17 protein-coding genes, 1 tRNA gene and 2 rRNA genes are annotated in these 20,017 nt (G+C 54.2%); 1 reads left to right on the forward strand and 19 read right to left on the reverse strand.

The window, feature by feature from the left end; genetic code table 11:
- Positions 1-395 precede the first annotated feature (395 nt).
- The 10 genes from ACFFT4_RS30130 to ACFFT4_RS30175 all read right to left on the reverse strand — a co-directional run bounded on the left by ACFFT4_RS30130 (position 396) and on the right by ACFFT4_RS30175 (position 8,817).
- Positions 396-1,490, reverse strand: coding sequence for a hypothetical protein (locus ACFFT4_RS30130; protein WP_378052842.1), 1,095 nt, complete (start codon positions 1,488-1,490; stop codon positions 396-398).
- 299 nt (positions 1,491-1,789) lie between these two features.
- Positions 1,790-2,707, reverse strand: a complete 918-nt coding sequence (locus ACFFT4_RS30135; RefSeq protein WP_378052843.1) for a YitT family protein — start codon at positions 2,705-2,707, stop codon at positions 1,790-1,792.
- A 150-nt stretch (positions 2,708-2,857) separates the two neighbouring features.
- On the reverse strand, positions 2,858-3,010 hold the full coding sequence (locus tag ACFFT4_RS30140; RefSeq protein WP_378052844.1) for a small acid-soluble spore protein P: 153 nt from the start codon (positions 3,008-3,010) through the stop codon (positions 2,858-2,860).
- Between the two features lie 18 nt (positions 3,011-3,028).
- On the reverse strand, positions 3,029-3,181 hold the full coding sequence (locus tag ACFFT4_RS30145; protein ID WP_378052845.1) for a hypothetical protein: 153 nt from the start codon (positions 3,179-3,181) through the stop codon (positions 3,029-3,031).
- A 14-nt stretch (positions 3,182-3,195) separates the two neighbouring features.
- Positions 3,196-3,543, reverse strand: coding sequence for a hypothetical protein (locus tag ACFFT4_RS30150; RefSeq protein WP_378052846.1), 348 nt, complete (start codon positions 3,541-3,543; stop codon positions 3,196-3,198).
- A gap of 146 nt (positions 3,544-3,689) precedes the next feature.
- Positions 3,690-4,640: a sugar phosphate isomerase/epimerase family protein gene (locus tag ACFFT4_RS30155; protein WP_378052847.1), complete on the reverse strand. Its 951-nt coding sequence runs from the start codon at positions 4,638-4,640 to the stop codon at positions 3,690-3,692.
- A gap of 41 nt (positions 4,641-4,681) precedes the next feature.
- On the reverse strand, positions 4,682-5,632 hold the full coding sequence (locus ACFFT4_RS30160) for a sugar phosphate isomerase/epimerase family protein (protein ID WP_378052848.1): 951 nt from the start codon (positions 5,630-5,632) through the stop codon (positions 4,682-4,684).
- A gap of 55 nt (positions 5,633-5,687) precedes the next feature.
- Positions 5,688-6,515, reverse strand: a complete 828-nt coding sequence (locus ACFFT4_RS30165) for a carbohydrate ABC transporter permease (RefSeq protein WP_378052849.1) — start codon at positions 6,513-6,515, stop codon at positions 5,688-5,690.
- Entirely contained in the window at positions 6,512-7,402 is an 891-nt protein-coding gene (locus tag ACFFT4_RS30170) for a carbohydrate ABC transporter permease (RefSeq protein ID WP_378052850.1), read from the reverse strand. The genes ACFFT4_RS30165 and ACFFT4_RS30170 overlap by 4 nt, the downstream gene beginning before the upstream one ends.
- A gap of 113 nt (positions 7,403-7,515) precedes the next feature.
- Complete coding sequence (locus ACFFT4_RS30175; protein WP_378052851.1) at positions 7,516-8,817, reverse strand: ABC transporter substrate-binding protein; 1,302 nt, start codon at positions 8,815-8,817, stop codon at positions 7,516-7,518.
- Between the two features lie 427 nt (positions 8,818-9,244).
- Here ACFFT4_RS30175 and ACFFT4_RS30180 point away from each other — a divergent pair, with 427 nt between their 5' ends.
- The gene (locus ACFFT4_RS30180; RefSeq protein WP_378052852.1) at positions 9,245-10,252 is read left to right on the forward strand and encodes a LacI family DNA-binding transcriptional regulator; all 1,008 of its coding nucleotides are present in this window, start codon (positions 9,245-9,247) and stop codon (positions 10,250-10,252) included.
- A 1,294-nt stretch (positions 10,253-11,546) separates the two neighbouring features.
- On the opposite strand, the gene ACFFT4_RS30185 is transcribed toward ACFFT4_RS30180, so the two are convergent.
- The 9 genes from ACFFT4_RS30185 to ACFFT4_RS30225 all read right to left on the reverse strand — a co-directional run.
- Positions 11,547-11,635, reverse strand: a tRNA-Ser gene (locus ACFFT4_RS30185).
- A gap of 76 nt (positions 11,636-11,711) precedes the next feature.
- Positions 11,712-13,001 (reverse strand): serine--tRNA ligase, encoded by a 1,290-nt coding sequence (serS, locus tag ACFFT4_RS30190; protein ID WP_378052853.1) that lies wholly within the window; start codon positions 12,999-13,001, stop codon positions 11,712-11,714.
- A gap of 3 nt (positions 13,002-13,004) precedes the next feature.
- On the reverse strand, positions 13,005-13,580 hold the full coding sequence (gene pdxT / locus ACFFT4_RS30195; protein ID WP_378052854.1) for a pyridoxal 5'-phosphate synthase glutaminase subunit PdxT: 576 nt from the start codon (positions 13,578-13,580) through the stop codon (positions 13,005-13,007).
- Positions 13,581-13,683: 103 nt separating this feature from the next.
- Positions 13,684-14,565, reverse strand: a complete 882-nt coding sequence (pdxS, locus tag ACFFT4_RS30200; RefSeq protein ID WP_512699943.1) for a pyridoxal 5'-phosphate synthase lyase subunit PdxS — start codon at positions 14,563-14,565, stop codon at positions 13,684-13,686.
- A 76-nt stretch (positions 14,566-14,641) separates the two neighbouring features.
- Positions 14,642-15,979, reverse strand: coding sequence for a D-alanyl-D-alanine carboxypeptidase family protein (locus ACFFT4_RS30205; RefSeq protein ID WP_378052855.1), 1,338 nt, complete (start codon positions 15,977-15,979; stop codon positions 14,642-14,644).
- A 128-nt stretch (positions 15,980-16,107) separates the two neighbouring features.
- Positions 16,108-17,565, reverse strand: coding sequence for an IMP dehydrogenase (guaB, locus tag ACFFT4_RS30210; RefSeq protein ID WP_378052856.1), 1,458 nt, complete (start codon positions 17,563-17,565; stop codon positions 16,108-16,110).
- Positions 17,566-17,718: 153 nt separating this feature from the next.
- Positions 17,719-18,945 carry a putative glycoside hydrolase gene (locus ACFFT4_RS30215; RefSeq protein ID WP_378052857.1) on the reverse strand — a complete coding sequence of 409 codons (1,227 nt, stop codon included), beginning with the start codon at positions 18,943-18,945 and terminating at the stop codon, positions 17,719-17,721.
- A gap of 694 nt (positions 18,946-19,639) precedes the next feature.
- Positions 19,640-19,756 (reverse strand): 5S ribosomal RNA (gene rrf, locus ACFFT4_RS30220).
- Positions 19,757-19,853: 97 nt separating this feature from the next.
- A 23S ribosomal RNA gene (locus ACFFT4_RS30225) occupies positions 19,854-20,017 on the reverse strand; the annotation flags it as partial.

Raw genomic sequence — 20,017 nt, forward strand, 5'->3', positions numbered from 1 at the left:
CCTCTGCTGACTTCTCATGGTAAATCTTGTTTCAACCGTGATTCGAAGCGCATCTCCTCACGTCCATGAGACCTCCCACGGTAAGACGATTCACTTTCCTCCCATGTACCCGCAACATTTACATGAATGCGTCCGTGTAGTTAATTGGATTTCGTTTTGTCTAGCAAACTCGTCCCGCATTTCATGCCTGATGATGTTCGTGTTCCTCGGGTCGGGATTTTGCCTCCAGCTTCCTTCAGATTCCACCTCGCGATGGGCACCCTTGCTCTTGGCTAGTGGTTGGCAACTACAAGCCCCCACAGCGGACTTTCACCGCCTAGTTAATCGCCATGCGTGGCACACTAGAAGAAGCCCCCGCCGCTGTGGCGAGGGCTTCCTTTTGCTTGATTTCTAACTTAGAACTCTCCGCCAAAGCCGCCGAGCAAACCGCCCATTTCGGCTTCGACTTCTTCCAACGTCATGACTTCTTCGGCTTTCGGCTCGCCAATCTCGAACTTCGGCGCCTCGTTGATGCCCGTCATGTGGGAGACGACCTTGATGCCCACGCTGCCCGTCAGCTCTTCCGATTCGATCGCGGCGCTGATCTTGGCGTCGGTATAGATCGGGTAGTCTTTCTTGTCGATCGCGTAATTAACCGTTACGTCGAGCTTCTTAAGCTCCTGCTTCATTTCCGCAATCGCCTCGGACGCATCGCCGCTCTTCGCGTTTTCCAGCTCCGCCTTCGCTTGATCGAGGTCTTCTTGCTTCAGCTGCAGCATGTCGCGGTATTCCGCGTTCGTCGACAGCAGCTCGATCACTTCCGGAGCGATCTTCTCGATCACGGTATTGACGAAGGTTTCCAGTTGGGACTGATCCAGGTGGAATTGCACGACTTGGCTGGCGTTAACGTCGGAAGGCAAACCGACATCCTTCGCTTTGACCGTCTTCAAATGCGTGTCCGCATCGACATGCTTAAACACGATTTCCATCAGATCGTTCGCGAACTTCTGGGATTTCGCCACGTCAACGTTAGGCAGCGGTTGGCCGGCTTCCTCCGCCAGCTGCTCCAAGTCGAGCTCAATGAACTTGTCGACAACCGTTTCCGGAATCGGCAGCATCGGAATGTTCGGAACCTTGATCCATACTTTCTTCTGCGTCATCACTACCGGAATGTTGAAGGTGATCGCCAGATCGCCTTGCAGAGCCAGCTTAAGGTTCAGCTCCATCAGCATCGGATCGGCGCGGTACGCCCCGGTCCAGGAGAGCTCGGCGCTCTTCATCAGATTCAAGGCAGCTGCCGCTTCCGCGGCGCCGTCCCCTTCCGCCGGGAAATTGAAATCCTCGAATACCATGCTGCCCGTAAAATTATAAGATTTAATATCCGCTGATTTGGACATCGACGATTGAAGCGCGTCCTTCGGCGACTTGTCTTTGGTTGTGCAGCCGCTGAGTGCCAGGGCAATCGTCAACATAAGCGCGACGAGGGCAAAACCCATTTTACGCTTGAACAAAATGCAAAAACCCCTTCCAAATAATGTCTACCCTTCTGAAAAACAAATGAAAATCAAGCAAAGTTCATTGTATCCTATTTCCCCCCGGGGGGAAAGACTTTGCGCGTTAAAGTTTTGTTAAAATCCTGACGTCTCTGCTAGGGCGTGTATGCCAACCCGCTCAGGGGCATCTATCACCGCCTTTTCGCCCCCTGCTGCGTCACTTTTGCTTGACGTACCCCGGTACGCCTTCACAAAAGTTCCTTGCATGGAACGAAAATTCGGCAACATCTGCTTTCCTCGGAGTAGGCATACACGCCCTAGTGAATGTCTTTCTTTTTGAAGCGACCGCCCTTGACATCGTGAATGTTGCCTACGGCCAGGAACGCTCCGGGATCCATCTCTCCCACGATCGTCTTCAGCTTCGCCTCTTCCAGCCGGTTAATGACGCAGAAAATCACTTTCTTGGAGTCCCCGGTGTAACCGCCTTCGCCGTGCAAATAAGTTACGCCGCGACCCAGTCTGGCCGTAATCGCGTCCCCGATCTCCTTGTGCTGCTCGCTGATGATCCAGCAGGACTTGGATTCGTCGAAGCCCTCAATCGTAAGATCGATCACCTTAAACGCAATATAGTAAGCGATCATGGAGAACATCGCCCTGTCCCAGCTGTAGACGAAACCCGCGCTGCTGAGAATGAAGAAGTTGATAAACATGACCACTTGGCCTACGGAAAAAGGAGACTTGCGATTCAGAAGGATTGCGACGATCTCCGTCCCGTCCAACGAGCCTCCCGCGCGGATCACGATGCCCGTCCCCGCTCCCAGGAAAATGCCTCCGAACACGGCGGCAAGCAAAATATCGTCGGTGAATGGAGATAAGGGATGCAGCAGCGCCGTGGATATCGATAATATGGCTACGCCGAGCAGGGTGGATAACGCAAAGGTCTTGCCTATCGTTCGATAACCGAGAATGAGAAAGGGTAGGTTGAGGATAAAGAGGAAAACTCCGATCGGAATGTCGCTTAGGTAGGAGGACATAATCGAAATGCCCGTAACGCCGCCGTCTATAATGGAATTGTTAACGAGGAAAATCTCTAGGGCTATTCCCACAAGAATCGCTCCAATGGTGATCAGGACGACACGGCGAACGATTTCTAACGGAGTTTGCTTATGGTGGTGAACCGGAATCGCCGATTTTATGGCACCCGGCGGCTCCAGGGTTGGTGCTGCGTCGGACATATGAGAAGTTCCTCCTTCGGTAGTCATGTATCCATTATATCAATCTAGATACTAGGGGTAAACTGTGCACAGTATCAGAGAGCAACAAAATATTCGGCGGCAGACCAAAAATCCCGGCTCGTCGCCGGGATCGGGGAACGGACGGTCCGATTAACCTTCCGCGTTATTATGTCGGGTATGGTTGCGATTCTTGACCTTCTTCGAGCCGGACAGCGGTTCGTTGGGCTGGTGATCGACGACGGAATGCCGGGCGCTGTGCTCCTCGCCGGGCTGCGGCACAGACTGCGACTTCGGTTTGCTCATGGCTTTATCGTCCTCCTGCTACAGATGCTTCAGATCCGTCGGTTTATCGTGGTTAAGCGCATCCTGATGCCGACGGTCGTTCTTCTTTTGCCGGTTCTGCTGAGCCTGGTGGGAATTCGCCGGGGCGTTCTCCAGGTATTTTACGACGTTGCGCAGATTTTTGTCCGCCATCTTCCTCGTCCCTTCTACATATGGGTAAAATGATGCAGCGCTTGCGCGGTCTCGTGCAGGTGCCGGCGGTAGTCGCCGATCAGCTCCTGAATCGGTTCCGGCCGTTCGTCCACCGTCTGTCCGTCCCTCTCGACGTCCTTCAGCTGAATGTCGATCTCCCTGCTGTCGACGTACTGGACCGCAAAGTCAAACTCCATCATCTGCCGCCCTTGCGTCTTGATGTGAACGTGGAAAGCCCGCGGATCGGCTCCGTTGGCGAAGACTTCAGCCGTGTCCCCTGGAGCCAGCCGCTCGGGAAGCGTTCTTTTCCAGGCTTCCACCAGATCCTCCTGCGATACCGAAAGCTCGTCGTTGCTTGCCATCATAACCACCTCCGCTTCCCTTAGATTGGCCTCTTGGCAGGTTCTTATGCAAAGAAAAAAACGCCCGTCAAGGCGTTCTCCGATTTTCCCTCAATGGAACCGGCGCACACGGGAGAGCCCCCCTGCACGCCGGTTTCCGCAGCCCTTTATCCCAGCAGCTCTCGCAAATAAGCCAGCGATCGCTTCGCGTTCTTCTCCGCGTCGGCGTCGTTCAGCCACTCCAGAGAGATGAATCCGTCGTAATTCAGCTCTTTCAGCGCCACGACGATGCCCTCGAAGTCGATCGTGCCGTCGCCGGCAGGCAGATTGTAGCAAGCCAGCCCGTCGCCGTCCACGGCATGGATGTGGAACAGCTTGTCCTCGTATTTATGCACGGACCACGCCAGGCACTCCCGCTGCAGGAACGATTGTCCCGTATTCAGATTCGCCCCGAGATTCGCGCTCGGGATACGGTCGAACAGGCGCAGCAAGGAATCCGTATGGGGAGCCATCGTATGATTGCGGTTTTCGATCGTCACCTTTAATCCGTATTCCTCGGCGATTGCCGCAAGCTGCTTGACGGAATCGACGAAGTTCTCCCAATAGACCGCCCAATCGAATGGTTCGGGCAGCGAAATGCGATATTTCGTCTCAAAGCGCCAGTCTTCCGGCAGCGAACGGTCCTCCATGCCGGGCAGCCGCGCATCCGGCACGTTAAGGTAGAAATATTCCGGCAGCGTCAGCGTCGAGGAAGTAATCGTCTCCGGCCACGGCGCTACGATGCTGATGAATTCCGCACCCAGCTGCCGCGCAATGCCGCATCCGGCTCTGAAGTGGGCGATCGAAGCCGATTTCTCGGCGGCGTCCAGACTGGCGAGCCCCCCCGTCAAGTTTTGGAACATCACCAGCTGCGTCAACGTCAATCCTTGCTCTGCCAACCGTTCTTTTAACGCCGCGATCGTCCCGGGCGTCCAATATTCGCGAATATCCGTCTCATTGCGCAGCATCAGCTCAATGCCGTCAAAGCCGAGCTCTCCAACTTTGCGAATAATATCTTCATAGGGCGGGGCAAAGTCGTCCATCAGCGTCCAAGCCGCGCATCCAAGTTTAATCGTCATATCCAGCTTCCTTTCCATGTCTGTCTGAATCGCGTTCAGGCTTACTCCGCTTCCACTTCCGCAATCAATTCCCGCAAATAAGCCAGCGTCCGCGCGGCGTTCTCCTTCACCCTCGAATCGTGAGCCCACTCAATAGACACATATCCGTCGAAACGAATCGCTTTGAGCGCGCGGAACACTTCAACCCAATCGATATTTCCGAAGCCGACCGGCAAGTTGTAGGAAGCGAGGCCGTCGCCGTCGCGCAGATGCACATGGTATAGACGGTCCGCGTATTTGTGGATGGACCACGGGATATATTCGCGCTGCACGTAAGCCCACACCGAGTCCAGATTGGCACCCAGATTGTCCGCTTTGACCGTATCGATCATCCGCAGCACCGAATCCGTATGCGGGGTCATCGTGTTCGCGTGATTTTCGACCGCCAGCTTCATCCCGTGGGATTTCGCGATGGCCGTGACCTGCGCGATCGAATCCATATGGTTATCCCAATACGCTTTCGCGTCGAACGGCTTCGGCAGATTGACCTTCAGCTTCGTCTGGAACTTGTCCAGGCTCCGCAGACGCGGGTCAACTCCCGGCACGTTAACATAGTAGTATTCCGGAAGATACGAGTTAGGAGAAGTTATCGTCCAAGGCCAAGGCGAGACGAAGTTGACGAGGTCTGTGCCAAGCTCTGCCGCGATGCCGCAGCCGATCTTGAACGTCTCGATCGAACGCCGCTTCTCCGCGGGGTCGAGGCTGGCCAAGCCGGCCATAATATTCTGGAACATCGCAAATTGCGAGACGTTCAAGTTATAAGAGGACAACAGCCCTTTGATTTCCTGAATCTTGCTCTTCGTCCAATAGCCTTCGACGTCTTCGAAATCCCGGAGAATAAGCTCCGTTCCGTCAAAACCCAACTCTCCGACGGTCTGAATGGCCTCCTCGTACGGAGGGTTATGCGCGGGTTCGGTAAATGTCCACACGGCGCAGCCGATTTTGATAGTCATAGCAAACTCCCATCCCTATTGGAATTGACGGTGGGCATGATGCAGGGCATGATGCTTAGCCCTTCACCGCGCCGTTCGTCAGCCCTTGAATAATATATCTCTGGAAAAAGGCATACAGAAGCACAACGGGAATCACCGCAATAATCAACGCGGCAAGTATGAGATTCCATTCGTTGACGTATTCGCCGAACAGCACGTTCGTCGACAGCACGATCGTGTACTGGTTTTTGTCGGTCAGCATCAGCATCGGCAGCAGAAAATCATTCCAAATCCACAGGAACATAATGATGCCGAGCGTAACCGTAATCGGAAGCAGCAGCGGGAAAATGATTCCGAAAAACGTCCGGAACTCGCCATAGCCGTCCATATACGCGGCCTCTTCCATCTCGCGCGGAATCGATTTGACAAATCCATGGTACAGAAACACGCCCATGTTTACGGAAAGTCCGATACAAATGAGCCCCAGCCCGACAATATGGCCATGCAGGGACAAATCCATGGAAATCTGGGTGAGCGGAATCATAATCGCGTGGAAGGGAACGAGCATCGCCGACACAAACAGCAGGAACATGAAGCCGCTCAGCTTGCCTCCCGTCCGGGACAGCTTGTAGCCGGCCAGCGCGCCGGCCACCACGATGCCGCCGATGCCGATGAACGACACGATCAGCGTGTTAAACGTGCTCCTGATCATGTGGATTCGGGAAAAGGCCTCCGTATAGTTCTCGAAATGAAACTTCGATGGCAGCGAGGTCACCGAAGCGAAAATTTCCCCGATCGTTTTGAAGGAATTGACGAGCGACAGAAGGATCGGAGAGATGGATACTGCGGCGCATAACAGCAGCACCAACGCGATGAGCCATTTTTGAGTGTGGGACTGCGTCACGCTTCCACCTCCCGCTTCTTCATTACGCTCATTTGAATGACCGAGATGATCAATACGATAATGAACAGCACCATCGCTTTGGCGCTGGCATATCCGTACAAGAAATTGCTCGAGAAGGCTTCCCGGTAAATGTTGAGCGTCATCACTTCCGTACTGGTGCCGGGACCGCCCTTCGTTAACGCGTATACGATATCGAAACTTTTAAAAGTATCTTTCAACGTCAGAAACATACAGATCGTAAGCGACGGCATAATCAGCGGCAGAATGACGCTCTTCAGTCGCTGGAACGCATTCGCCCCGTCGATGATGGCCGCTTCCTTCAACGAATGAGGGACGCCGACAAGACCCGCCAAATAAATAATCATCATCAACGGCACGCCTTGCCATAAATGAACGATCACAAGGGACCAGAACGCGACATTCGGGTTGCCGAACCAGGGCTGGTCAAGGAAAGCCAGGAACGGCACGGATTCCGCCAATTGCGGCAGCACTCTGGAGAAAATAAACGTAAACATGAACGTCGCGATGATCGGACTGATCATATTGGGCAGAAAAAAGACCGTCCGGAAAAACCCCTGCAGCCGCTTCGCGCTCGCATCGATCAACAGCGCCAGAGCCAGCGCAATCGCGTTTTGCAAAATAACAAGCACAACGACCAGCTTAAACGTAAAGAACATCGAGTGAATGAACTGCTTGTCGTCCTGGAAGATGCGGACGAAGTTATCGAGGCCTACCAAGCGGTAATTCGGGTTCATAAAGTTCCAATTGGTAAAGCTGTAGAACAAACCTTGAAACAGCGGCACGATCGTGATTACGCTGAAGAACAACAGCGCGGGCGCCAGAAATAAGAAGAACGACCAATAGCGTTTATAGGATTTCAAAAACATGCCGAACCACCTCTTGAAGGGAAATCGCGGCTTTCCTTATCGAAAGAGCAGGGCCTCCCGCTCGCTTGCTCCAGCCAATAAGAGGAGGCCCTCCGTTGCATCGAGATTAGGTTTTACTGCGTTTGGTTAAACAGATCCCAGGCTTTGTCAAGCTCCTTGACGACTTCCTCTTGCGTCGCCTGACCCGCGTAGTACATTTGCAGCATCTGTCCGGCCTTGTCGAGCACGCCGACCGGAGTGTACGCTTCGGGAACTTTATTGTAGGTCATCGACTCCTCTACCCACGGTTCGACGCCGAATGTATGAAGATTGGAAATCGGATTGACTTTCAGACTGCTGTACAGCTCGTTCGAGGCTTTCTCGTTATTGACGATGAAATTGATGAAATCCAAGGCAATCTCCTTGTTCGGGCTCTTCGAAGATACCGCCAGGGAAGTCGAAGTGCTCAGCAGCACGCTCGTTCTGTCCGCATTGTCGTCGATCGGCAGCGGCGCCACGCTGAATTCAAAGCTCGGGTCCAGCTTCTGCAGCGCTTCCGCATACCATACGCCTTGAATCCACATTGCGCCTTTGCCCGCTGCGAATGCGGCGGCTCCGCCGTCGGCGTCGAGCTCCAGCGCATTGTCCGTGCCATGCGCGTTGACCAGGTCCAGAACATTGAACATATCCGTCTGGATGTCGGCATAGGAACCTTCGCCCTTATTCATCTTCTCGACGAATTCCGGATGGTTGAATTGATAGGTCGCCTGCACCGACTGTACAGGGACGCGGGTCATATACGGAGTCTTGTAAGAAAGCACGAACGGCGTGATTTTCTTCTCTTCCAGCTTCGCAATAACCTCTTTCATTTCCGTAAGGGTTTTCGGCGGCGTCAAGCCGTTTTCCGCGAAAATCTTCTTGTTGTACAGGTAGCCCCAGATTGGCGTTTCAATCGGCAGGGCGACGATCTTGCCGTTCTGGGTGACCGCATTGCGGATCTCTTCCTTCAAGTTGGCCACGAAAGGCTGACCGGACAAATCCTCCAGGTAACCCGCAGCTGCGTATTGCGGCGCGTCTTCCGTCGCATGAAGCTTGAATACGTCCGGAGCGCTGTCAGTTGCGAACCTCGTTCTCAGCACGTCGTTGCCCGTGAATTCTTCCGGCATCTCCAGATTAACTTTCACTTCGCGGTTCTTCTCTTGCTTCTGCTGCTCCACGAAAGCATTGACCAGCGTCTCGAACTGCGTCCGGAACCGGGGAATTTGGATGAAAACATTCAGCTCCGCCTTCTGCAGCTCTCCGCCGCTGCTTGGCGATGCCCCTGGCGATTCCGAATTCGAGCCGCCTGTATTTGTATTGTTCGAATTTCCGCAAGCCGCCAGACCGGCCAACAACGCGATAAACAGAATAATGGAGACGATTTTTCTTGTGTTCATCTGCACAGATCCCCTCTAATCCTTAAAATTTTGGGTTTTGCTGCAAGCGTTAACAAGGAGTTCTACAATAGAATCATTTCGAGAATCATTTCGGCCCTGCCCGCAATCGTTCAGATGAACCGATGGCGGTGCTGCGCAAGGGGTCACCTCCTGCAAATGTGCTGTTCATTGAAATGAAATTGAAGAACTTTAATTAAAGCTATTTAAAAATAGCATATTAAAATCGCCTTGTCAAAGTGATTTTGTCCTCCGGAATTGTCCGTCCGCCTTCTGCGAACAAAGTCGATGCCGCACTAAACTCAATCCTAGCAAGGGATTCGGCCTGGTCTGGACCCTGCGGCGGTTGACAATCCGGCAGGGATAGGGTACCTTTATTCCAGCGCTTTTAAATGAAAATGAACATTAAAGAACTTCAAGGAGGACCCCTGTGGCTATCCGGGTTAATCCCAGCATTTACGATGTCGCCGCCAAAGCCGGTGTCAGCATAGGTACCGTTTCCAATTACTTGAACAACAAGATGAAAGCCGGTTCTCCCACCTACGAGAAAATCCGGCAAGCCATCCTGGAGCTCGATTACGTCCCGCACGGCAACGCCGGCTCGAAAAGAAGCCGTCAGATCGGACGAATCGGGGTTTTGTCGCCGTTCCAGATGACCCCTTCCTTTAATCTGCGGCTTCAGGGAATCGCGCAAGTTCTTGTGCCTGCCAATTGCGAAATCATCCTGTATTCCGTCACGAAGAAAAACATGCTGAACGGCTATTTCCACTCCATTCCGTTGGCCAAACGTCTGGACGGGCTCATCCTCGCCGCGTTGAACATATCCGACACCGAAATGGAGTATCTTCACCAGTCCGGGCTCCCGGTCGTATCCATCGAGCAGCCGATCCCGCGCTTCAGCTCTATCGAATGCGATAACCTCTATGCAGGCGGCCTGGCCGCGGAGCTTTTTGCCCGCAAAGGGTATCTGCCTTGCAGTTATATCGGAGAAGTTGATTCCGACGAGCCTTATCAGTTGAATTTGCGCGACCAGCGGCTGGAAGGCTTCCGCAATGCTCTGGCTGCGTTGAACCATCCTCTGCAGGACGAGCATGTCCTGTTAGGCTCGGGGACGATGGAGGACGCCGAGAGAATGGCCGGCGAGATGCTCTCGCGCCGGAATCGCCCGCGGGCGATCTTCGCCTACTCGGACCTGATGGCCTTCGGCATTCTACGGGCAGCCCACCGTTTGGGCCTGCGGGTGCCGGAGGATGTGGCTATCCTGGGCTTTGACGATATCGAGGCGGCCAACTACATTGGCATGTCCACCATCAACCAATCGCTGCTCGAATCCGGACGAATCGCCGCGGAACTGCTGATGCAGAAAATTCTGGAGCCCAGCCGCCCCGAGCAGAAAATCAACCTCATTCCCTCAATCGTGGAACGGGAGACCACTTAACCGACCATATAAGCATCCACTGCCGAGTAAGGGAGCACGCTCCTCGCTCGGCTTCTTTTTTATTCGTCTTCCACCGTACTAAGCATTCCCTTTCTTGATGTTAAAAAACCAATCGGGATCGGGGGGCCACATAACCATGAAAGAGACTGTCTCATAAGTCATTAAAGGGGCAACCCTGTAAAATGATCGATTTATTACTATGGGGATTTATCTCCTTCCGCTACAATACACCCCAGAAAGTGACGAGAAGCTTCGCAGCTTATTCCGTTTACTTTCCGGGGACCCCGAAGCGCGGCCATGAAATTTGGATCTGATTAACCCGTGACAGGGTAATTTCATGACCGTATGAGGCAGGCGCTTCGCTCTACAGGAGATATATCCCCATTCTTTTTGCGATCATTTTTGTTGCCCTTGCTTACGGAACAGTCTCACTATTCTTATGGCATGTCCGCTTAACGACCCGTTCGAATCCCACACCGCCATATGCGCAAAAAACCGATTCCTTCTCAGGAATCGGGTCGTTTTTTGCTTATGGCGGAGAGAGTGGGATTCGAACCTACGTGGGCTTGCACTCTAGCCCGCGAAATCCTATCCGAATACAACGCCTCACAGGCTTCTATGGGTGTAGTCACGGACTGTTATATCGAGATGTTTCAGTTCTCCTTTACTGATCATTGTCCCTATTCCGTCCCTATTTATCCGTCTATATCCGACTCTATTTGTAAATATCCACAGATATCTGTAGATCCATTGTCCTTATTTGTCCTTATTCCCGTCCCTATTCACGATCCAGTACGTACCGCCGGGGCCTACGAACATGCCCTCTGGCATGTCCGCTTAACGGCCCGTTCGAATCCCACAACCGCCATATGCGCAAAAAACCGATTCCTTTTCAGGAATCGGGCTGTTTTTTGCTTATGGCGGAGAGAGTGGGATTCGCTCCGTCGCTGCGTGAAGCAGAAGCTTCTTCACGCTTAATGCGACTATCACGCCGGGGCCTACGGACATGCCCTATGGCATGTCCGCTTAACGGCCCGTTCGAATCCCACACCGCCATATACGCAAAAAACCGATTCCTTCTCAGGAATCGGGTCGTTTTTTGCTTATGGCGGAGAGAGTGGGATTCGCTCCGTCGCTGCGTGAAGCAGAAGCCTCTTCACGCTTTATGCGACTATCACGCCGGGGCCTACGGACATGCCTTATGGCATGTCCGCTTAACGGCCCGTTCGAATCCCACGCCGCCATATACGCAAAAAACCGATTCCTTCTCAGGAATCGGGCCGTTTTTTGCTTATGGCGGAGAGAGTGGGATTCGAACCCACGTGGGCTTGCACCCTAACGGTTTTCAAGACCGCCCCGTTATGACCGCTTCGGTATCTCTCCAGGATTGGCAGACGCTTCGCCTGTGCAGGTTCAGCCGATACTGCCAAATCATCATATCACACCTGCTTGCAGATCATCAACCCCTGTTGCGAGGCGCGATCGTGTCCAGCCCGCCCATGTATGGCTTGAGCGCTTCCGGCACTTTGACCGTGCCGTCGGGCTGCTGGTAGTTTTCGATGATCGCCGCGACCGTCCGTCCGAGTGCAAGACCCGAACCGTTCAGCGTATGCACGAACTCCGGCTTGGCTCCGGATTCCGGACGATAGCGAATGCCGGCTCTACGTGCTTGGAAATCCTCGAAATTCGTACAGGAGGAAATTTCTCTATACGTACCCGCGCTTGGCATCCATACTTCCAGGTCGTAGGTTTTGGCCGAGCCAAAGCCCATATCTCCCGTGCACAGCGTCAGGATGCGATACGGGAGCTCCAACAACTGCAGCACCTTCTCCGCATGTCCGGTCAGCTGCTCGAGCACCTCGTACGACTTCTCCGGTGCCACAAGCTGGACGAGCTCCACCTTGTTGAACTGGTGCTGACGAATCAGCCCGCGAGTGTCGCGCCCGGAAGCGCCCGCCTCGGAACGGAAGCAGCCGCTGAAAGCGACGAACGCCTGCGGCAAGTCATCCGCGGACAAAATCTCCTCGCGATGGAAGTTCGTCACCGGAACCTCGGCTGTCGGGATGAGGAAATAGTCGGTCCCTTCGATCTTGAACAGGTCCTCTTCGAATTTCGGAAGCTGCGATGTCCCGATCAAGCTGTCCCGATTAACGATATACGGAGGCAAAATTTCCTCATACCCATGCCGGTCCGCATGAAGATCCATCATGAAGTTGATCAAGGCCCGCTCCAGACGCGCTCCGAGACCTTTGTAGAATACGAACCGCGAGCCGGTAACCTTGGCGGCGGCCTCGAAATCGAGAATGCCCAGCTCGGTGCCAAGCTCCCAGTGCGGCTTGGGTTCGAAGTCGAAGCTCGTCGGTTCTCCGTCCCGGCGAACTTCGACGTTATCCTCCTCCGAAGCGCCAACTGGTACGCTCTCGTGCGGAACGTTAGGGATGGCCAGCAGCAGCTTGTCCATCTCCGCCTCGATCTCGCGCACTTCCTCGTCCAGCAGCTTGATCCGGTCGCTGACCGTCCGCATCTCCGCGATCAGGTCGTCCGCATTCTCGCGGTTTTTCTTCAGCTTTGCCACTTCTTGCGACACGACATTGCGGCGGTTCTTCAGCTGCTCGCTCTCGGTCAGCTTCTCCCGCCGGCCGACGTCCAGCTTCGGGAAATCCGCGATCAGCTCCAGAGAAGCGTTGCGATTGCGCAGCGCCTGCGCCACTTTATCGTAATCGTTGCGAAGCAACTTTACGTCCAACATGGGTTATTGTCCCCTTTCCTGGGCCATACGAATGAATAGTTCGTGAAGTCTATAATCATCGGTCAGCTCGGGATGGTAAGATGAGGCCAACAGGTTCCCTTGTCTCGCGGTCACGATCTCATTCTGATACACCGACAGCACTTCAACCTTCTCGCCGACTTCCTTAATAAGCGGAGCCCGAATAAATACCGCTCTCAGAGGCGTATCGATGCCCTTTACGTCCAGATCGGCCTCGAAGCTCTCCCGCTGGCGTCCAAAAGCGTTGCGGGCAACCGTCATATCCATCAGACGCAGATGCGGTTCTTCGTCGCCCTCCAGTTGATCCGCGAGCACGATCAGTCCCGCGCAGGTGCCGAATACGGGATAGCCTTGCGCCGCGTAATCCCGTATGGCGTCGATAAAGTCGTATTTGCGCATCAGCTTGCCGATCGTCGTGCTCTCTCCTCCCGGAATGATCAAGCCGTCGATCTCGGCCAGCTGCTCGACTCTCTTGACCGCCACGCCCCGGCCTCCGGCCAGCTCGATGCTGCGTATGTGCTCGGCAACCGCTCCTTGCAATGCCAGTACTCCGATGTTCATCGTTTATCCTTCTTCCGTGCGCTGATGATGATGGAATCTTAAAGCGGCTTCCTCCGACCCCAATACTGCCTGGGCCGTATGGAAGCCGCTCGATGAGCCGATCTTACAGTCCGCGATCCTGCATCCGTTCGGCTGCGGGAAGCTTGGAAATCTCGATCCCTCTCATCGCCTCGCCCAGATCCTTGGATACGCGGGCGATCAAGGCGTAATCCTCGTAATGCGTCGTCGCTTCGACGATCGCGCGCGCAAATTTCTCCGGGCTTTCGGATTTGAAAATACCGGATCCGACGAACACGCCGTCGGCGCCCAGATGCATCATCAGCGCAGCGTCGGAAGGCGTAGCCACGCCGCCGGCGGCGAAGTTGACGACCGGCAGACGTCCGGAATCGTGAACGCCGAGCAGCAGATCGTAGTTTACGCCCAATACTTTTGCTTCATGATACAGCTCGTCCTTGGACAAGTTCTGGATTCTGCGGATCTGGCCCGTGATGATGCGCATATGACGAACCGCTTCGACGATGTTGCCCGTTCCCGGCTCGCCCTTGGTACGAAGCATAGATGCGCCTTCCTGAATGCGGCGCAGCGCCTCACCCAGGTCCTTGGCTCCGCATACGAATGGAACGGTGAACTCTGTCTTGTCGATATGGAACACTTCGTCCGCAGGAGTCAGCACTTCGCTCTCGTCGATATAGTCGACGCCCAGCGATTCCAATACCTTCGCCTCTACATAATGTCCGATTCTGGCTTTAGCCATAACCGGAATGCTGACCACTTTCATGACTTGCTCCACAAGCTCGGGGTTTGCCATGCGAGCGACTCCGCCCGCCGCGCGGATGTCCGAAGGCACCCGCTCCAAAGCCATAACTGCCGTCGCGCCTGCGGCTTCGGCGATTTTAGCCTGCTCGGCGCTCATAACGTCCATGATGACGCCGCCTTTTTGCATTTCTGCCATGCCGCGTTTGACTCTCGAAGTTCCCGTTTCCATGATCATGCCTCCCGAAGATTCTAAACATAAATTTTACATGATGAAGGTGCAGTAGGGCAACCATTTAAGTCGGAATTTAGAAAAGATCTACAATTCCTTGGAACAGGTTGGAGAAGAAATTGCCGATCGCACGGAACAGCAGTCTCCACCAGCTTCCCTTATTCACTTCTTCCGAAGCGATCAGATCGATCGTTGCCGTCTTTTCTTCTTGCGTGGACGGATCTTTGTATTTATAAGTAACGGTGCCGACTTTGTCGCCTTGCGCGATCGGCGCGACCAGCGGATCCTCCGTAGGCTTGACCTCTTGTACGACAGGCTCGACGGCGACGCCTTTCGGAATCAGTATGGTAAAGTCGGTTGCCGTTACGACTCCGACGGTGGTCGACTTTCCTTTTTTAACCTTCAAGGTTTCATATTCGGGCACCGAAGCTTTCGCTTCGATGATCGTTTTCTTCTCAAAGCTCTTGAAGCCGTAATCGAACAGCCTGGCGGTTTCCAAGAAGCGCTTGCCTTGCTCCGTCGTGCCGGGAACGCCCATAACGACCGCGATCAGACGCGTGCCATCGCGAAGCGCGGTACCCGTGAAGTTCTGACCCGCTCTAGTGGTATGTCCCGTTTTCAGGCCGTCTACACCCTCGTACGCGAATTTGCGCAGTGTCGCGTTATCCTTGTTGGAACCGAGCATCCAGTTCCAGTTTTTCATCGGCTCTTTGTCACGGGGTCTGAACTTGTATTCTTGAAGCTTCGAGGTTTCCAGAAATTCCGGATCGTCTTTAATAATGCGAAGCGCAAGTATGCCCGCATCTTTGGCGGACATTGTCGTCTCGCCCTCGATAGAGGTCGGACGGAATTTCTCCGGCATATCCGCACGGTCCAGGCCGGTCGAATTAATAAAGTGCGATTGCGTCATGCCCATCTCGACGGCGGTCTCGTTCATCAGCTTCGCGAACTCCTCTTCCGAGCCCGAGACCTCTTCGGCCAACTGCACCGTTGCATCGTTAGCCGAATAGACGGCCAACGCAATGTACAATTCTCTGATCGTATGCTGATCGCCTTCAGCCAGGAGAATTCGGCTTCCGATTTGCTTGGCCGCGTTTTCTCCGACCGTAACTTTATCGTCCCAGGACAGCCTGCCCTGCTTGACGGCCATGGACACGAGAAACTCTGTCATCATTTTCGACATGCTCGCGGGAGGTCTCGCCTCGTCCGCATTGTGTTGAAACAGAATCTGTCCGGATTCCGCATCCATCAGGATCGCGGACTGGGCTTCCAATTGGGGAGCGGCAGGAAGTTCATCCGCGGACGCATAGGAGGAAAAGCCGAACAAGAGTACAAAACTTGCAAGCACGACTGCGGCGACGAACCGCTTCGACAGGAATGCTAATGGCAATGACAATTGATGATGGCGATTCAACGCATTCTCCCCTTTTTCGATAATAAAATACCTTTCCTATTGTAACATAGGCGCATCAAAGGAAAAAGCCGAAGGACGGATAATTCCTGTTCCTTCGGCTTCCATATTCTTTCTTGCTCCCGGGGGAGTTACATGGAATAGTTAGGCGCTTCTTTCGTGATCTGAACGTCGTGCGGATGGCTCTCGCGAAGTCCGGCGCCCGTGATCCGAACGAATTGCGTGTCGTTCTTCAATTCTTCGATCGTCGCCGTTCCGCAGTAGCCCATTCCCGAACGCAGACCGCCGAGCAATTGATGGATGATGTCCTTCAGCGGACCCTTATAAGCAACCCGACCTTCGATTCCCTCCGGAACGAGCTTGCTTTCGTTCTCCTGGAAGTAACGGTCTTTGCTTCCTTCCTTCATCGCGCCGATCGACCCCATGCCGCGGTAAGATTTGTACCGACGGCCCTGGTAAATTTCCGATTCGCCCGGGCTTTCTTCCGTGCCTGCGAACAAGCTTCCCAGCATGACGCAGCTTGCCCCGGCCGCGATGGCCTTCGTGATCTCGCCGGAATACTTGATTCCGCCGTCGGCAATAATCGGTACATTGTATTCACGCGCGACGGTTGCGCAATCGTATACCGCCGTAATCTGCGGCACGCCGATTCCCGCGATGATGCGCGTCGTACAGATCGAGCCCGGCCCGATGCCGACCTTGACGACAGACGCTCCGGCTTCGATCAGATCCCGAGTCGCCTCTCCGGTCGCGACGTTGCCGGCGATCAGTGTAAGATCCGGATATTTCTCCCGCAGCTTGCGTACCATCGACACGATGTCGACGTGGTGACCGTGCGCGGAATCGACGACAAGCGCATCGACGCCCGACTGTACCAAAGCTTCCGCACGCTCGAACGTATCCTTCGACACGCCGACCGCCGCGCCGACAAGCAGGCGGCCGTGCTGATCTTTTGCAGCGTTGGGGAATTGAATGGCTTTCTCGATATCTTTAATGGTAATAAGGCCTTTAAGCGTGTTGGTCTCGTCGACAAGAGGCAGCTTCTCGATCTTATGACGTTGAAGAATGCCCTCCGCTTGCTGCAGCGTCGTTCCGACCGGCGCCGTCACCAGTTCCTCTCTCGTCATGACTTCCTTGATCTTGATCGAGAAGTCGTGCACGAAACGCAAGTCGCGGTTCGTCAGGATGCCGACCAATTTGCTGTCCCCGTCCACGATCGGCACGCCGGAAATCCGGTACTTGCCCATCAATTCCTCGGCGTCGTAAACATGATGGTCCGGCGTCAAGGAGAATGGATTCGTGATAACCCCGCTCTCGGAACGCTTGACCCGATCGACTTCCTCCGCTTGCTGAGCTACCGACATATTCTTATGGATAATGCCAATGCCGCCCTCGCGGGCGATCGCGATCGCCAAAGCCGATTCCGTGACCGTATCCATCCCCGCGCTGATCAACGGAATGTTAAGCTTTACCGAAGGACTTAGAACAGTCGATACGCTAACGTCGCGAGGAAGAATGGAAGATTTCCGCGGCACGAGCAGGACGTCGTCGAACGTAAGCCCTTCTTTGGCGAATTTATTTTGCCACACAGCTGGTTGCCTCCTATTGCCGGTTGCTTCTCCGGCTATTTGTCTCCGATTGATTATCGTCAATCTTAGCAGAGGCGTCATGGGCTGTCAAGCACATTCGATGTCGTGGAAAACCGCACCAAATCAGCATTTTTCCGCCTTGCGAACTGGGTGCTACGACTTGAATTCGGGATACTTGCAGGAGGAGTTCCAAAGCATGTAAGAAGTAATGCCGGCTTTGCGGGCGGCAGCGATCTGTTCCCGAATTTGCGCCGCTCCGTACTGCTGGTGCGGATGGACCCAAGTCGCGGTAAAGCTTTGCAGCCACGGTCTGATCTGGGCCGCCACAACTCCTTTGCCACTTAATTCCCGATTGCGATCGGAGGCCTCCTTAAGCGCGTGCTTCACGATCGGTCCCGGAGACAGATCCGGATGAGCGATCGCCCATGTTCCTTCCGAATAGTGAGACGGATAGACCATCGGAGAAATGAAGTCGACCTGCGATGCGATCTCGTTCCAGGTCTGCCCGATCCCCATGTCGTCCTCCGAGGAACCGACCATTCCGAATACGTCCGCCGAGATCGGAATCCCGACTTTGTGCATACGGGTTTTGGCCTGGTGCAGAAAAGCGGCGATCGTTCGCGCTTTGGTCCATCCCCGCGGATTGGCGTATTTTACTTCCTTGTCCACCTTGGTCTCATTTTCGGGAAATCGTACATAATCGAATTGCACTTCGTCGAAGCCGAGCTTCGCGGCATATTCCGCCAGAGAGATCGGATATTCCCAACTCGCTTGTCGATAGGGGTCCACCCAAGGCGTCCCGTTCTTGTCCGTCCATGTCGCGCCGTTCTTCCTTTTGATGGCCCAGGCCGGAACCGCTTTTGCCAGCTCGGGATTTTTGAACGTTACGATTCTTGCGATGAGGTAGATGTTCTGCCGCTTGAGCTTGCGGATGACTTCCCTGTAATGCTCGGCGGCTTTCCTCTGAGAAGGCAGCGGCCTGATCGCTCCGTTCCCGGCCCCCTGACGTCCCGGCGTTGTAAGTGCGATTCCGCTGTTAATATCCAATACGATGGCGTTTAGCTCTGTGCGCTTAACCAGATCGACCAGTTCGTTCATTCTGCTGCCGCTGGCCACATAGGATGTGACGTATATGGCCTTGACGGGACCGGACGGCTTTCTTGGCGTTATCGAAGGCGCGGCCGCCTTAAGGCGCTCGCGCTTGAGGGTCAGCTTCTCCGCCGGACGTTCGGCTACCCGCTGAAGGCTCTTCTCCAGTTTATGAAGATCGTTCGTCGCCGCGGGATTTGACGCTTCGGTTGAGCAGCCCGAGATCAGGATAAGGGTCGCAACAAGGAAAAGAATGAGACACCGCAAATGGGTAATCGGACGCGCAGCCACCCCGACACCTCCCGATAATTAGAGTATCGGTATTGTTTGCATCCGGAGGGAACGGCCTGCATCTGAGTTTATGGGAGCACAGGAGGAATCTGCATCGTGTGGACGGTTTAGGGAAGCCGACAATAAGCGGCCTTTCGGGCGATCTTCTCGAAAAGTAGAGCGATGTTTTCTTTCCCTGTACCCAGCTTAATGAATGCATGCGTAACGATAAGGCAGACTTAAACAAATTCCGGACCCTTAGACGGGTTACCCGCTCTATTGCGTGCTTCGAAAGTTAAGAAATCAGGGCTGGTATCAGGGGCTGGCTAACCTATATTGCTGTGGTGGCGGAAAGGGCGATGTTCTAAATTGTCGAGGATTAACACCCCAATATCGTCCAAGTGGCGGGCAATGTTCTAAGAAATCGAGTAACGTCCTCCGAAAACCGCTCGAACGCCCGACAATGTTCCAAAGAATCGAGTATCGTCGCCACATTTCCGCCCAAATGGCCGCCTATGTTCTAAAGAATCGAGTAACGTCCTCCCAAAACCGCTCATGCGATCGCCAATGTTCTAAGGAATCGATTATCGTCGCTACATTTCCGCCCAAATGGCCGCCTATGTTCTAAACAATCGAGCATCGACGCCCCCATGCGGCACAGAGATCAGCATTCATAACAAAAAAGACACCCTCGAAAAGGTGTCTTCCAGATCCAGCCTGGCAACGTCCTACTCTCCCAGGACCCTGCGGTCCAAGTACCATCGGCGCTGGAGGGCTTAACGGTCGTGTTCGGGATGGGTACGCGTGGAACCCCTCCGCCTTCATCACCAGACCAGATTGCTTATAAACAAGGCTTGCGCCTTGAAAACTGGATGCGAACCCAAACTTACGCGAAGAAGAAGGTGATCTTGCCTTGCCAGGCCACCCGTTAGGATAAGCCCTCGACCGATTAGTACTCGTCAGCTCCACACATTGCTGCGCTTCCACCTCGAGCCTATCTACCTGGTGTTCTTCCAGGGGTCTTACCTACTGGGAAATCTCATCTTGAGGCAGGCTTCGCGCTTAGATGCTTTCAGCGCTTATCCCTTCCGCA

Origin of the sequence: Cohnella cellulosilytica, assembly GCF_042431195.1 — a bacterium.
Classification (GTDB): Bacteria; Bacillota; Bacilli; order Paenibacillales; family Paenibacillaceae; genus Cohnella; species Cohnella cellulosilytica.